Source organism: Planctopirus limnophila DSM 3776, assembly GCF_000092105.1.
Taxonomy (GTDB): Bacteria; Planctomycetota; Planctomycetia; order Planctomycetales; family Planctomycetaceae; genus Planctopirus; species Planctopirus limnophila.
In genome coordinates, this window is the sequence record NC_014148.1 from 523,740 (window position 1) to 538,932 (window position 15,193).

Consider the following 15,193-nt stretch of genomic DNA (forward strand, 5'->3'; position numbering starts at 1 on the left):
ACAAAAGTTCACTGTGTTGAGCGAGCGTCCCGTACTAGTGATCTGATCCGATCAGAACACTAGTCATCTTATTTATAGAGTGTCGATTTATATCGAGGGGCGTCGTACTCCGCCCATAATCAGGCTCAATAAGAACAATATGATAAATACCACGAATAACAGTTTCGCAATCCAGGCTGCTGTACCAGCAATCCCGCCAAATCCCAAGACGCCGGCAATGATTGCCACAATCAAAAATGTCAGTGCCCAGCTCAGCATGATGCTCTCCAATCTTCTGAATGCGTCATTTCGAAAAGTGTGAGACCTCGCCTGGCTTTCACAAAGCATTGGCAGCCTGATGTTCACACGCTTAAGAAATGACTTTAGGAAATGGTTCGATTCGCAGTCGTAACTCAAAAAATTGTGTTGACTGATGAGCCCTGCAAAGCACGGGTCGTGCCAAACGCTCGAAAGTCACCAATCGACTCGCGAATTCCTGTTTTTGACCCCGATCGATGGCGGGTCACCGCCCAACTGGTTGCCAATCGACCAGTTGGCAGTCGAAATCTTCTCATTTCCTTGGCCGCGGAGGTGCGGTCTTTATCAAGAAGATGAATCCCATGCGGCGAGCTGACTTAAAGGGTTATCTCCATTTCTCAGCCTCACGTGTGACAGTGCACTAAAAACATCTCTCAAAAAAGCTCCGGGGAAATGGGTGGCTTTCGACAGTTGCGGCCATACGGCATGCATCCCGGCCTCTACGAATACCAGGATTTGACAGCGCTGTAAGTGCCATGCTTGCGGCTCCGAGCAAGCATGCGTGACAGATTCTCAACGCGCCATTGATTGCGGAATGCGTATCACAGCGCCATGAACGGCAGGCTCACAGGCACAAAACTTTTGAATCCGGGGTACGAAATTTGCCTGATGATTTTCATCAACCAGCCTGATCCCTCCAAAAAGCGGCTCAACAAGACCAGACCATTTTTTTCTGATCCCAACGGGATACGAAAGCTGGCCAAGAGTTACATCGCGCCCAGTTCCAACAGGTGTTCCAAGTATGCGATCCATGCCGCCTGGGGAATCGCATGATGACCTTTTCATGCGCGATCACAAGCTGTGATTTGCACACCTTCGATCTTCAATTTTCCATCAGGAGTCACATTTTGATCCTTCAGACCACCGCCAGTCATTTGTTCAAAACACCAGTGAAGCGATCACAACCACGAAAAGAGTCGCTGGATCGGCAGTGGAATGATCCCTCCGTCGAGGAAATTTTTCTCGCCTGCCAGCAGATTCAGTCGGAGTGGCCCCCCGCAGAAAAGCGCAGGCGTCGATGTGCGGCTTTCCTGTGGAGTGACGAATTGCCCATTGAATTCCATTAAATCTGAAGGTGAATACGTGTACTTCAGTCACCATTAACCGATTGAGCAGCAAGATTTTCGCTGTTAATCCAACGTGTAGATCCCGTTGATGGAGTGGTTTCAATCGACCATTGAAAGCCCTCCGCAAAATTTCTGTGGAAACTTTGCTGGTGAAGCAGGGCTCCAGGTATTTATCATTCGTGATATGAACACGATTGATTGGAAACCGATTGTCCCGCTGATTGAATCTCATCAACGCATTCTGGTATCGAGCCATGTTCGACCAGACGCGGATGCCATTGGATCGGCTTTAGGCTTAGCCTGTCTGCTCAAACATCTCGGCAAGACAGTCCGCATTGTGAATCCCTCGGCACCGCCGGCCAATCTGTTCTGGATTGACCCCGAGCAGATGGTCGAAACGTTTGGCGGCTCTGTGAATGGTGCCAGTCTGGCTGAGACCGATTTGCACATCATTGTCGATACCAGCGCCTGGCAACAATTGGGCGAACTCGGCAAATGGATGCGCACGACCACCATTCCGAGGATCGTCATCGATCATCACGTCAGCAGTGATGATCTCGGAGCCATGGAATTCAAAGACACTCGATCGGAAGCGACAGGTTCTTTGATTTTCCGTCTTTGCGAATTCATGAATGTTCCTCTTACCCAAGTCGCAGCGACGGCCCTTTATGCGGCCATTGCCACTGATACGGGCTGGTTCCGCTTTCCTGCCACCAATGCGCAAACGATGCAGATCGCGGGTGCACTCATGGAGCGTGGGGCCGACCCCACAGATATCTACCGTCATCTCTACGAGCAATCGACCCTTGCCAGGCTCCACCTTTGTGGCCGAGTTTTAGGGCGTGCTCAACTCGATGCCGATGGCCTGCTGGCATCGACAGTTGTGAAATGGAGCGACTTTGTCGAACTCGGAGCAGTGCCTGCAGACACCGAAGATCTCGTGAACGAATGTCTGCGCATTGCTGGCACCAGAGCGGCCTACATCGGCGTTGAACAGATGAATAGCCAGATCAAATTCAGCTTTCGCAGTCGTGGTGGACTGAACGTAGCTTCCATTGCCGAAAAGTTCGGGGGTGGTGGTCATAAACAGGCTGCCGGTGCAACTCTTCCCGGCCCCCTCGATGTGGCACACGCGCGAGTTCACGCAGCCATGCTCGAAGGCTTGAAAGCCCTTCCCGATCCTGCCAGCAGTTCAATTCCTGCCAGTTAAGACAAACTCGGTTAAGACAAATCGAATCATATTTTCAAATCGGTGTATTTCGATGGGTTGACCGCGGCGGTATACTCAGGTTTCCAAGCAGGTTGTCAAAATGCCGACAGGAAGTTCGTCGTGTCAGCATTTGACATCCATTCCCTCCCACCCGAATTCCCACCGAGCGGTGTTTCCTTTATGACGACCAAACCCAGCGTGGCGTCTGAGTCTGAGGGATCACATCTCTCACCTCCTGCTCCAGCAGAGGCGATCGTTTCGCAGACATCAACCGATTTAGCGCCCTCGCGACGCGACGCTGTCGCAGCCATGCTCGCCTGTGGATCGTTTCTGGCTGCTGTCGCCATCCCGGTCTCTGCCGCAGTCGGCCTGACTCTCGATCCTCTCCTCAGAAAGTCCGGTAGCACTGCGGATTCATCTCCAGGAGGCAACCCGGCAGCAGAACTCGCCAGTGGATTTTTGCCAATCATCAGGTTTGACGAACTTCCTGAAGATGGAACTCCTGTCAAAAGTGTCGTGCGGATTGATGTCCGCGATGCCTGGCAGGTTTTTCCTGATCAGCCAGTCGGAACCATCTACCTGAGAAGATTTCCAGATCGAACCGTCGTGGTCTTCAGCGATATCTGTCCGCATCTGGGTTGCAAAGTCGATTACGAAGCCGATCAAAGCCGGTTTTTCTGCCCCTGTCACTCCAGTGCCTTTGCGCTCGATGGCCAGGCCATGAATAAAGTCTCGCCCCGGCCGCTGGATCAATTGGAAGCACGCATTGATCCCTCCGGAATGGTCTGGGTCAAGTATCAGGAATTTCGAACCGGGATCCCGGAAAAAGTCGTTGTTTGACAGCCCACAACAGACCTCGAACTCGACTCCATCTCATCAACCTTGAAGTGTCAGTTCGGCGTACAGCAGGTTCTCGCTGGCATTGAGGAATGCGGCAATATGCATCGAGTGAGTCATTGGTTAGAAGCACGCACCGGATTGATCACCTGGTTTCGAGAGCTGGCAAACGCTCCCGTAGCGGGTGGCCCGCGCTGGCGTTACGCCTGGGGTTCTGTGCTGGTTGTGCTCTTTATCACTCAACTCGTCACTGGCCTCGCCATGGCGGGCACATATTCGCCAGGCCGCCTGTCTTCGTGGGAGAGCACATACTACATCCAGCATCAATTGCATTGGGGCTGGCTTGTCCGCGGAATTCACCATTATGCCGCCCAGGCCATGGTCGTCGCTCTGGCTTTACAGGTGCTGCAGATTGTCTGGGATCGCTGGTATCTGGCTCCGCGTGAATTGAGCTTCTGGGCCACGATTGCAGGCGGGCTCTGTATTTTGGGATTGTCGCATACTGGCTATCAGCTCCCTGGTGACCAGCGGGCTCATGCCGCCACCAGCATTTTTCTGAACATCATGTCTTCAGCCCCCGTGGCCGGTCCTTATTTGCAGGAACTGGTGCAGGGGAGCAGTCGTTACGGAAATCTCACCTTATCGCGGCTCTATGTTCTGCATGTAGGCTTACTTCCACTCGCTTACCTGGGGGTATTGTGCCTGCAAACCCTTTTGTGGCGAGCCGAAGCCAGACGAAACCGGCAGGACGATGTCCCGCTCAACGCGACTCGATTCTGGCCCGGGCAAGCACTTCGTAATGGAATCTTTTCGTTGCTGGCTGTCGTGGCTGTTGTCGGTTTGACTTTGATACAACCGGCTGAACTGGGAGCCCCCATGAACCCTGCCGAGGCGTTTTCTGCTGCCCGGCCGGAATGGTACTTTCTCTTTCTGTTCCGCTTCCTGAAGTTCGAATTCGTTCAACAACTGGGCGGCCTGGTGTTCGGTGCCATTTACCTGCCCACACTCATTGGCCTGGTCATCCTGATCATGCCCTGGACGGGACGTTCCCGTTGGGGTCACAAGGCGAATGTCGCCTTCCTGCTGCTCCTTTTAGCAGGTGTGGGTTATCTCACTGTCACCACTTTGCGAGAAGATGCTCTCAATGTCGATCATCAACTCGCGCTGCACCACAGCGAGCAACTCGCCCAACGAACAGTTGATCTTGCTTCGCAGACCGGTATTCCAGCCAGTGGTGCGGTCGCTTTGCTGGCTAACGATCCACTCACGCAAGGGCCACGGCTATTTCAGAAGAACTGTGCCGCTTGTCATCACCACGAAGCTGTCGCGGCAAGCCATGCAGCTCATCCTCCCCAATTTTCGGCGGCGGATTTGAGTCATTTCGGCTCACGCGAATGGATGAAAGCCATCCTGATCGATTACGCCACTGTTCTGGCTCCGCTCAAAAATCACTCCGATGCCACCGTCGCAGCCCGGTTTCTCGAAGGCGATATGGCCAGCTGGTCCAGTGACAACCGCGATCTGTTGTTGGCTCCAGAAAATGCCACCAGCCTGGCGGCACTGCTCGAATTCATGGCGCAGCAGTCCGGCCGGAAAGATCGGGGGACCATTGATGAGAAACTGGCGCTGCAAGGTCGTGAAGTCTTTGCCACGGGCAAGCTCGCCAGTGGAAGTCTGTCATCCGCCTGCATCGATTGCCATGCCATGCATGTTCGCGGGGAAGACAAGCCTCTTGCCGAAAACTCCGGGACAGGAGCACCCACACTCACAGGCTATGGCGGAAGCCAATGGCTCACGCAATTCCTGAAAGCACCTGGTAGCGACGATTACTTTGGTGCGAAAAACGCCATGCCCGCATTCGACAAGTTACCGCCACGAGAACTCGAAATGCTCGTGCAATGGATGACGGGCGATTACTGGCTACCGGCAAGATAAGCAGCTCTCGCGTTCACCTAATGATGCGTGCTCAGCTTAAAGATCGGCAGCAGCATCCCCAGGGCAATTGTGCCAATTACCAGGCCCATTACAGCGACCATAATGGGCTCGATGAGGCTGGTGGCCGATTTAATCGAGACGGCCACCTCGCGATCATAATGATCACTCAACTTGCCCAGCACAGTTCCCAATTGCCCCGTCTGCTCTCCCGCAGCAATCATCTGCACGACCGATTTGGGAAAGACAGGGTTCGTCGCCATGATCTGCGCGATCGACTGACCAGAGGTCACATGCAAGGCCACATCTTCCATCGCATCCTGAAAGATGCGGTTTCCAGCCACTTTGGCAGCAAGTTCGAGTGCAGGCAGTACAGGCACACCGGCCGAGACTGTTGCCGAAAGTGTTCTTGCAATCCGAGCGAGAATGGTTTTACGAACCAGTGGCCCCAGAATAGGCAATTGCAGCATCAGGCGGTCGCGAAGACGTTGACCCCATTCCTTTGAGAGCAAATAAGCATTCGCCGCCACCAGGGCCACGACACCAAGGATCCACGCCCACCAGTAACCTGTCAGCGAATTCGAAACTGTCAGCAGAATGCGTGTCGCTGCTGGCAATTCAATCCCCCGGCCAGCGAACATCGGAGCAATTTTTGGGAAGACATACGTCAGCAGAAAAATACAGGCTCCGACACACATCAGCAGCATGGCGGCAGGGTACATCATCGCCCCCTGTACTCTTTGCCTCGTTTCGGATTCTTGCTGAAGCTGTTCCGCCAGCCGACTGAGAATTGGCCCCAGATGACCTGTCGCTTCACCGGCTTTGACAAGATTGACGTACCGTGCATCAAAGCTTCGCGGGAACTCACTTAAAGCCGTCGAAAAGTCGTCTCCTGATTTCACACGTTCTTCGATGGTCGTCAGCATCTGTTTTAGTGCGGGCGAAACCGCTTGTGAGGCCAGTCCTTCCAGAGCCACAGAAAGTGCCACGCCGGCATCGACGACAACGGCCAGTTGGCTCGTCATCGAAACAATATCTGCCTGCCTGGGTTTACGTGTCAACCAGGGCTTCAATTGAAGAGAGACTGCCGATTCCACCAGTTGGACAGGATACAATCCATCCGTTTTGAGCTGACGAACTGCCATCGCCAGCGTTTCAGCTTCCACGCTGCCCGAATGGGTCGTGCCCTGAATATCACGTGCTGTGTAGGTAAACGTGCTCATTACGGGCACCAGGTCCATTGCAGGCCATCAGAGGAAATCAGTCTCAAACACATCTCATCACCAACGCAGATTTCAGATGAACTTGGCCGATAATCTCACTTTGCAGTCTCGCTTTGACCAGTCATTAACTTCTTCCCGACATTAACTTCCTGCCATTAGCTTCTCAGCGGTAACCAGCCTTCATCACTCGCCTGAAAGACTTCTTCAATCGTCGTTAAACCTTCGCGAACTTTGCGGAATCCATCAAAACGAAGTGGCATCATGCCCTGCTTCTGGGCGTAGCTTTTCAGCTCTCCCAGTGCTGGCGATTGAGCAATCAGATCCCGCATGCCGTCGTCGACCACCAGCAGCTCATGAATCGCGACTCGTCCCGAAAATCCCGTGTTCCGACACTTCTTGCACCCCACTCCCCGGAAGAATTCCTTAGCTTCCATCCCCATTTTTCCCATGGCCAGTTGCATGGCTTTGGGTGGTTCATATGACTGCTTGCACTTCGGACAGATGCGCCGGCACAGTCGCTGTGACAGCACCATGTTCAGGCTGGCAGCCAGCAGGTAGCTTTCGATACCCATGTTGATCAGACGTGTTACCGCGGAGCAGGCATCGTTCGTATGCAGCGTGCTGAATACCAGATGACCCGTCAAAGCTGCCTGAATCCCGATGCGGGCCGTCTCATTATCGCGGATTTCACCCACCATGATGATATCCGGATCCTGCCTGAGCAGGCTCCTGAGCACTGCCGCGAACGACAGCCCGATTTTTTCATTCACTTGAAACTGATTGACCATCGGCAACTGAAATTCCACCGGGTCTTCCACAGTGCAGACGTTCTTTTCCATCGAAGTCACGGCATTGATGGCCGAGTAGAGCGTCGTACTTTTGCCACTTCCCGTCGGCCCCGTCACCAGGGCAATTCCATTGGGATGATGAATCTGGGCAATAAATTTCTCCAGAATCTCGGCACTGAATCCCAATTGAGAAAGTGTCAGGTTGATCTTCTGACTGTCGAGAATTCGAATGACCACCTTCTCGCCATGCGGCAATGGCAAGGTGCTCACCCGCAGGTCGATCGGTCTCCCTTCCATCAAAACATGAATGCGTCCATCCTGAGGCAGGCGACGCTCACTGATGTCGAGGGTCGCCATAATCTTGATGCGCGAAGCAATCGCTGGAGCAATATGTAAAGGCAATTCGAGTGCCTGATGCAACGCTCCATCCACGCGATAACGGACACGAATCTGGCGTTCAGTCGGTTCGATATGCACATCGCTGGCACCATCCCGCACCGCGCTGAAGATCACATAATTCACCAGCTTGATAATCGGGCTCTGACCGGCAAGATCAACATCAAACGAAATATCGTCGATCGATTCCTCGATTAATTCGACAGCTTCGGTGTTCACGTCATCGATAATGTCATCGATCACAAACACTTTGGAGTTCGGCAGGTACATCTGGAATGTCCGCCGTATATCTCGACTGCTCGCTACTGCCAGTTGAATGTCGCAGCCCGAGATCTGCCGCAATTGATCGATGATAAAAATGTTCGAGGGTTCTGCCGTCGCGACAGTTAATGTCTGGCGAACTTTGAACAACGGCAGAATGCAGTTCTTTTCGAGAAACTCCCGAGGCAGCAACTCGACAGCGCGTGGATCAAACAGTCGGCTGTCGAGACGGATGTAAGGAATGCCGCAATCATCAGCGACGCATTCGAGTACCTGGTCTTCAGAGCAATAGCCTTGAGCGACGACAATCTCGCCCAGCAGTTGCATCCCCCCACTGCTGTGCTGCTGGGCTAAAGCTTCATCCAGATGCTCTGCACTGAGATATCCCTTCTGGACAAGCAGATCGCCAAGTCGCGGTTTATTGAGTTGAAGTAAACCAGCCATTTCAGTTGCCGAGCTTTCGAATGAGAGGCCACTTAAGACGTGGAGTCGATTTCACGACTGGAAACTTCCGACAGCATCGATCATCGATTCATACAGGTCGAATTCTTCATCGAGCCTGGTGACATGAAAGATCTTGCGGCCCGTCTCTGTCAGTGCGCAGATTTTGACGTTTCCGCCCTGTTCGCGAAGTCTTTCATGCAGGTCAACCAGAGCTGTCAGACCAGCACTGTCCAAGGTTTCGCTGCGATCCATCTGCAACACGACGCTTTTCAGCCCTGCCTGCAGATGCGTCTCGATGGCTTCATGAAATAATCGTGTCGTTTCTTCGGTCAACTCCTCCGGAGTATGAGCGACCAGCACGTTTCCAAAGGTTTCTGTCGAGACCTGCATATCATTCACCGTTCACAGGAAGATTCAGCTCTGCATCGAATGGGATCAAGTCAGGCAGGTTATGGCCGGAAGTGATTCGTCAGATCCGTAATCTCGACCGAATCGTGTCCACCAGGATTCAATAATCGGATCGCTGTCTGCACAACTTCTTTCGGGCTGAAGGGTTTGACGACCAGTGCCGAAACTCCCAGCCGCTCCTGAAGTTCCGCTTCGTCCATTTCGTAACCTTTAGCGGTCAGCAGAATGGCTGGCAGATGCCGTGTTGCCTCGCAACTACGGATCTTTTCAATGAGTTGCAGGCCACTCATATGCGGCATATTGCAATCAGTGATCACCACATCGGGCTGTTCTTCCAGAATTTTTGACCAGGCAATCCCGCCATGTTCTGCCATCTGCACATCAAACCCCGATTTGCGGAACTTGAGTGACAAAGGCAACAGCACATGCGGTTCGTCATCACATAACAGGACACGGTAATTCATGATCTTCCCAATTCGCAGTTGTCAGTATCGCAGTTGAGATGACAGTGCTTCTGATGGCAGCGCTTCTTCAGTTATCGAGCAGGACGTGGTCGTTAACACGATGTGTTTTTCGAATGCGATGACCAGCCGGTATGCTGATCGTAAAGCAGCTTCCTTCACCTTGTTTGGAAGAGACGCTGATGGATCCGTCGTGGATGCTGGAAATGATGTATTTCACAAGTGCCAGGCCTAAACCCGTTCCTGCAGCAGCTTTCATATTCTCCGGGACTCGATAAAACCGCTCAAAGAGTCGAGGCAGGCTGGCCGCCGGAATCCCCATGCCGGTATCCCGGACTTCAATCAGGACACGATCTTCTTCCAAACGGCTTTTGAGGGAAATCTTCCCGCCGGCTGGGGTGTACTTCACGGCGTTCGATAACAGATTCACGACGGCCTGGCTGAAGAGGTCTTCATCGACATGGGCGGGGATATAAAGATCACTCAGTAGCGATTCGACGGTCTGCGATTTCGCTGCAGCCTGAGGAGTCACCACATCGAGCGCACTCTTGAGCAAGCGGTTGATTTCGACATCTTTTCTCTGAACTCGAATCACACCACTTTCAATCCGTGCCAGATTCAGCATATTGTCGACCAGCCGGCTCAGGCGATCAACCTGTTCATCGATGAACACCAGAATCTTCTGCTGTTCTTCAGCTTCATCAATCTCGCCATCGCGCAGTAGCTCTGCATAAGCTTTAATGCTCGACATGGGTGTCTTGAACTCGTGGCAGACCGAAGAGACAAACTCCGCATGCCGGCTGCGATCCTGCACCTCTCGCCCGATATCCTGCAGAACCAGCGCGGCCCCCAGCAGGGTGTTTTCGTTCTCTTTGAGAGTATGTGCATGAATTCGATACGTCGTGGTCAGACAGGGAATATCGGCTGTTCTGCGATCACTCGCCACTCGCCGCGTCAAAGTCTCCTGCAGCAGCGGCTTCATCCCTTCGAGAATGTCAATCAGCCCCGTCTGTTCTTGAATTTCCCGTGCAAGTTTCTGGCTGATCTGTTTGTAAAGACTTCTCGCAGATTCATTCTGGTACAGCGCATGCCCATTGACATCGGTCACGACCACTGGTTGTTCCATGTCATCCAAAGCCATTTCCAGACGGCGGACGTGACGTTTCTGCACTTTGAATCGCGCTTCGACAGTCGCTCGGGCATGCACTGCTTCTGCCGTTCGTTTTTCGGCCTGCTGTAAGAGATGGTTGGCTTCCGAGATAATGTTTCGAAACAGCACCAGATCTGCTGTCAATTGTGTGCGATTCTCAGGTTGACCAAGCCTCCTGGCGGCATCGGCTTCGTAGCGGGCGGCAATCATAGCGCTGATCAGCACACCACCCAGACAGAACAAAAAGACGATCAAAGAACTGATGGGCGTGCCAAACAGCAGAATACAGAGCAGAACTGCGGTCTGGCCAAAGACAGCCACCGGGATAATCAGCGGCAAAAGAACCGAATAATGGGCCTGAAAAATCCGCCGTTGTGGCGGCTTGCCGGGCGATGGGCTCGAAGAAGATTGTGGTTCCAGATCGTGCGCCCGAGTTGTTGAACCCTGAGAAGTTGAAGTGCGAGCAGCTTTGTCAGACTTCGATCCTTCTCTCGTCGAGTGAGGGTCGATTCCCGAAAGCTGTTGACAGAGCTTCGCATTTCGATCTGTCCCCTCTTCCGAGGGAATATCGAACTCGGCCGAGAGGGCATTGAGCCTGGCATCGAGTGCAGGCAGGTCGCCCCTCATGAGTTGCAGTAGTCGAGTTGAGGATTGTGAACTATTGGACACAGTGCTGCCTTATCGCATTCTGAGCCGCAGGATGCCGTGCCAGAACTGGTGAGTCGCTTGTGGCAAAACGGCAACAGGCTGGGCCTGCGTGGCAACCGTAGGTCAGGATTTCCACTCAGTCCAACAAGAACTCGGGACAGCGGGAGAACTATCTCCAACTCCCGGCATCACTGATGGCTCGTGACGAAAATCTCGCCAGAGACAGACCTCGCGAGTCCGCGACCCGACGAGATCAGTTCAAGATCTTCGCAGGCTCAATTTCCTGGGGATCACTGCGAGTGGCTTCCACAAGTGCATCCTGTAATCGATTCCTCAATGAAAATCGATACTGACGGAATCAACGCGCCATCCGGAGCAATCGATAGTTCTGAAAGCAATCCTACGATTCGCTCGAAGCAGGATCCTGCTGATCATCGTCCGCATCAACTTGCAAAACCTGGCTGAGAATCTGCCCATCGGCCACCAGAGTTGCCAATCGATCACCCACTTGCACTTGCTTGACGGATTGAATCAGGTCACCACCGGGTACTCGTTTGCTGATCGAAAAGCCACGTTCCAGCACTGCCAGTGGACTCAATGCCTGGAGTGCCCGGCCCGCACTCTCCAGTTCTGCATTCAGGCTGGCCAGTTTTCTTTTCCAGCTTTGCTTAAGGCGAGTTTCGAGATCATCCAACTCCCGCGAGAAACGATGGATCTGTTCCAGTGGCTTCGCCAACGCTCTTCGCTTCTTCAGTTGCTCAAGTTCTTTGCGACGACTGTTCGTCAACGCGACTAGCGAGGAACAGAGCCGATCACGGAGCTGATCGAGATGCTGAACCCACTCCGCCTTAACCGGAATGACACGCTCGGCAGCTTCACTGGGAGTCAATGCTCTTTGGTCGGCGACCAGATCGGCAATCGTCACATCGGTTTCATGCCCCACCGCACTGATCACGGGAATCCGGCATTGGGCAATGGCCCTGGCCACAAGCTCTTCATTAAAGGCCCAGAGGTCTTCCAGGCTTCCCCCACCGCGACCGCAGATCACGACATCCACATCTGGCAGTCGATGGACCATTCCTAAAGCCGCTGCAATTTTTGGGGCTGCCTCTGGCCCCTGCACAGGCACGGGAACTACAACCACATTCACGCCGGGCCAGCGTCTGAGAAGGATCTGCAGAATGTCATGCACCGCCGCACCGGCAGGACTGGTGATCACGGCAATCCGTTTGGGAAAGCGAGGCAGTGGTCGCTTCCTTGCCACATCAAACAAACCCTCCGCCGCGAGCTTGGCATGCAATTGACGAAATGCCAGTTCAAGGGGCCCAATCCCCTGAGGCGTCAGCCGCTCCACCATCAACTGGTATTGCCCACGTGGTGCATAGACTTCGACACCTCCAATCGCTTCGACGGCTAAACCATCGCGGAGGTCGAACTTCAACTTGATGGCCGATGATCGCCACATCACCGCCTTGATCTGCGAGGCTTCATCCTTGAGTGTGAAGTAAACATGCCCGGAACTGGCTCGGGTTAACCCTGAGATCTCTCCAGTGACGATTACTCGCGGAAATGCCATTTCCACGATTTCCCGGAGACAATCCGAGAGCTGCGAAACTGTCAATTTGGGCAAGTCGTTTCCCGGCAAACCAGATTCTCCGAATGCATTTCATAGAAAGCGAGTAGACCACCGAAGCGGTATTCGGTGGTCTACAATTCAACGATCATTGTTAAAAGAGCTTATCGGGAACAGCACCTGGTTAGAAGCCTGGCGGCAGTTCCGTTGTGGTCTGAGAGACCAGCGATGTTGACGGTGCCACAACCACTGGCTGGCCGGTTCTGGTGGGAGCCGGTGGAACATGCATGTTTGTTGCTGAGGTTTCGAGATTTGTGGCCGGTGACGAGGGCTGTTGGATCACTCCCGGCAACACCAGCGTTTCCGTGGGTGTCGAAAGTACCTGAATTGGCGTGCCACTGCGGTTGGATGTTGTCGCGGGAGCAGTCGTCGTGTGCGATGCACTCACCACGGTTGGTTCCTGCGGGGGAGGTGTAAAGGCTGGAACCTGAGCTGGTGCTGACGTTTCTACAGGCGAAACTTCTTTACGACTGGTGGCATTCGTCATCGGCAATGGATGATAGCTGACAGGGAAGATCGTTTCCGATGTTCCGGGATTTGGCACCGAACTGACCATGGGCGAACGAACAGCCGCTGGTTGCTGCTGGTACAATGGTGGCGTAAATGTCGTCGCATGGTTCTGTGTTGCGAAATTCTGTGTCGCCGGTGCCATCATGGCCTGGGCGCCGTATGTAGTTTGTGGCTGCGAAGCTTGTGGAATCACCATGGCCGTCATGCCATTCGCTGGTACTCCATAGTTTTGAGGCCACTGATAAACCACCTGCATCGGTTGAGTCTGAACGGGCTGTGCCTGAGTCACAACGCCCTGTGGAAGCATGGCAGGCTGAACTCCCGCTGGCTGTGACATCACCGGCTGGTAAGAAACCTGGTATTGCTGGGGAACCTGTTGCTGAGCAACCTGTCCCTGCGGCACCAAGAAGGCGACTGGCTGTGGAAGAATCACATACCGATATCCTGGGACCGGTGATGGAGCCTGTGCAGGTGCCTGCCACTGCACCATATTCCCTTGTGGCATCGCCGAAACCTGGCTGGCCATGGCGAATTGAGCAGGTGCATTCATCGCAGGTGAAGCTGCAATCGGTGTCGGCTGGCGAGCCGGAATGGGCTGCAATGCTGGTCGATGCTGAGCCACCTGATTGATAGCCGGTTGGTTCTGGGCCTGCTGCTGGACAGCCTGATGGGCGTTTTGCGGGGCCCGCCGGGCGATTGAAGTTGGTGCAGCAGTCGGAGAGACAGGGGTTTTCTGGCCGGACGCGATTGGGTGCAGAACTGAAGGGACTTTGGGCATCGACTGAGCAAGCTGTGTAGCAGGCATACTTCCCGGATGAGCCTGGTTGGCCGTCGCCATGAGTTTCGCCTGCACATCCGGCTGATGCACATTCGCCGCCAATGATTGTTGATACATCTGGCTGGCCATAGCCACATTCCCCTGAGCCTGATGGATCTCGCCCAGTTGCGCTAGAACTTTGGGCTCGTTGGGCTGGACTCGCAGTGCCTGCTGCAATGTCTGCTGAGCTGCACTCAGATCACCTGTCTTCTGTTGAGCCGAGGCCAGGCCGACATAAGCATCAGGATTGTAAGGCTGTGAACCCACCCAGGTCTGCATCACTCCGACAGCTTCGGAAGAGCGTCCCGTATCGATCATCAGACGTGAGAGCGCTGCGTAAGTCGGTTCGTGCGAAGGATCAATGGTTAAATTGTGCTGCAGAATCTGTTCAGCCTCAGCCACTTGTCCAAGTCGCGATTGGGCCACAGCCAGATTGAAACGATAGTCAGGATTGAGCGGGTCGTCATAGACGGCTCTGGCAAACTCATTGCGAGCCATTTCAAACTCACCGCGCTGGTAGTACGCCGCACCAGAACTGTTCATCACCCAGCCACTCATGGGGGCACAACCAACAGTAGATCCAATTGCCCAGGCCAGACTGGCAGCACAGGCAAAACGACGAATGTTGACAAGACGAACAGGCATCGGAAAACTCCGGAGTTCGCTGCAGCGGGCAGGAATGGGCAGCAGTGAGGTGAGAAAGAAACAGTGTGGAGAGAGAAACAGCGTGGAGAGAAAACAGATTCAGGCAGGAAGTGATCGCTACCGGTATCAGAAGCTGAATACAGGCGAGCTCACGGTTCACAGGTAATGAGAGTTGGGGCAAGGGCAGGAGCAGGTGGCGGGAAGAAAACAGGCACGTATCAAGATTGCCTGTGATGCTTTTCAAGGTGCGAAACCCTGACCAACCCGACGAGCATTCTCGATAGTTCCACAAGGTGTATGCCATCTATTCAAGTGGATCAAGACGAACTTGAGTCGATTTAACGGCAGATTCTGCAGGCCGCAACAAGTGCAGAATCTCTCTCTCAGGCGTCATCGATAAACTCCCGTTGCTCCCCAAGCCCTTCTACAGCTACAGTCCTCGTGGCGTAAATCCCTGACGAACAGG

The 15,193-nt window shown here is 53.7% G+C and carries 12 protein-coding genes; 4 read left to right on the forward strand and 8 right to left on the reverse strand.

The window, feature by feature from the left end; all coding sequences use genetic code 11:
* Positions 1 to 87: 87 nt before the first annotated feature.
* Positions 88 to 258: a DUF1328 domain-containing protein gene (locus PLIM_RS23535; protein ID WP_013108700.1), complete on the reverse strand. Its 171-nt coding sequence runs from the start codon at positions 256 to 258 to the stop codon at positions 88 to 90.
* Positions 259 to 1,145: 887 nt separating this feature from the next.
* On the opposite strand from PLIM_RS23535, the gene PLIM_RS02190 reads away from it, so the two are divergent.
* The 4 genes from PLIM_RS02190 to PLIM_RS02205 all read left to right on the forward strand — a co-directional run bounded on the left by PLIM_RS02190 (position 1,146) and on the right by PLIM_RS02205 (position 5,346).
* The gene (locus tag PLIM_RS02190) at positions 1,146 to 1,364 is read left to right on the forward strand and encodes a hypothetical protein (RefSeq protein ID WP_148226945.1); all 219 of its coding nucleotides are present in this window, start codon (positions 1,146 to 1,148) and stop codon (positions 1,362 to 1,364) included.
* 88 nt (positions 1,365 to 1,452) lie between these two features.
* On the forward strand, positions 1,453 to 2,574 hold the full coding sequence (locus PLIM_RS02195) for a DHH family phosphoesterase (protein WP_148226946.1): 1,122 nt from the start codon (positions 1,453 to 1,455) through the stop codon (positions 2,572 to 2,574).
* 120 nt (positions 2,575 to 2,694) lie between these two features.
* Positions 2,695 to 3,414, forward strand: coding sequence for a QcrA and Rieske domain-containing protein (locus tag PLIM_RS02200; protein ID WP_013108704.1), 720 nt, complete (start codon positions 2,695 to 2,697; stop codon positions 3,412 to 3,414).
* A 99-nt stretch (positions 3,415 to 3,513) separates the two neighbouring features.
* Positions 3,514 to 5,346 (forward strand): cytochrome b N-terminal domain-containing protein, encoded by a 1,833-nt coding sequence (locus PLIM_RS02205; RefSeq protein WP_013108705.1) that lies wholly within the window; start codon positions 3,514 to 3,516, stop codon positions 5,344 to 5,346.
* Positions 5,347 to 5,363: 17 nt separating this feature from the next.
* On the opposite strand, the gene PLIM_RS02210 is transcribed toward PLIM_RS02205, so the two are convergent.
* The 7 genes from PLIM_RS02210 to PLIM_RS02240 form a co-directional block, all read right to left on the reverse strand.
* On the reverse strand, positions 5,364 to 6,566 hold the full coding sequence (locus tag PLIM_RS02210) for a type II secretion system F family protein (RefSeq protein ID WP_041402705.1): 1,203 nt from the start codon (positions 6,564 to 6,566) through the stop codon (positions 5,364 to 5,366).
* Between the two features lie 155 nt (positions 6,567 to 6,721).
* Positions 6,722 to 8,455 (reverse strand): GspE/PulE family protein, encoded by a 1,734-nt coding sequence (locus tag PLIM_RS02215; protein ID WP_013108707.1) that lies wholly within the window; start codon positions 8,453 to 8,455, stop codon positions 6,722 to 6,724.
* 51 nt (positions 8,456 to 8,506) lie between these two features.
* A complete protein-coding gene (locus PLIM_RS02220) occupies positions 8,507 to 8,845 on the reverse strand; it encodes an STAS domain-containing protein (protein ID WP_013108708.1) in 339 nt (112 codons plus the stop codon).
* Between the two features lie 59 nt (positions 8,846 to 8,904).
* Positions 8,905 to 9,327 (reverse strand): response regulator, encoded by a 423-nt coding sequence (locus tag PLIM_RS02225; RefSeq protein WP_013108709.1) that lies wholly within the window; start codon positions 9,325 to 9,327, stop codon positions 8,905 to 8,907.
* A 67-nt stretch (positions 9,328 to 9,394) separates the two neighbouring features.
* Complete coding sequence (locus PLIM_RS02230; RefSeq protein ID WP_148226947.1) at positions 9,395 to 11,143, reverse strand: sensor histidine kinase; 1,749 nt, start codon at positions 11,141 to 11,143, stop codon at positions 9,395 to 9,397.
* Between the two features lie 379 nt (positions 11,144 to 11,522).
* Positions 11,523 to 12,752 (reverse strand): exodeoxyribonuclease VII large subunit, encoded by a 1,230-nt coding sequence (gene xseA, locus PLIM_RS02235; protein WP_230849375.1) that lies wholly within the window; start codon positions 12,750 to 12,752, stop codon positions 11,523 to 11,525.
* A 127-nt stretch (positions 12,753 to 12,879) separates the two neighbouring features.
* A complete protein-coding gene (locus PLIM_RS02240) occupies positions 12,880 to 14,727 on the reverse strand; it encodes a tetratricopeptide repeat protein (RefSeq protein ID WP_013108712.1) in 1,848 nt (615 codons plus the stop codon).
* Between the last annotated feature and the right edge of the window lie 466 nt (positions 14,728 to 15,193).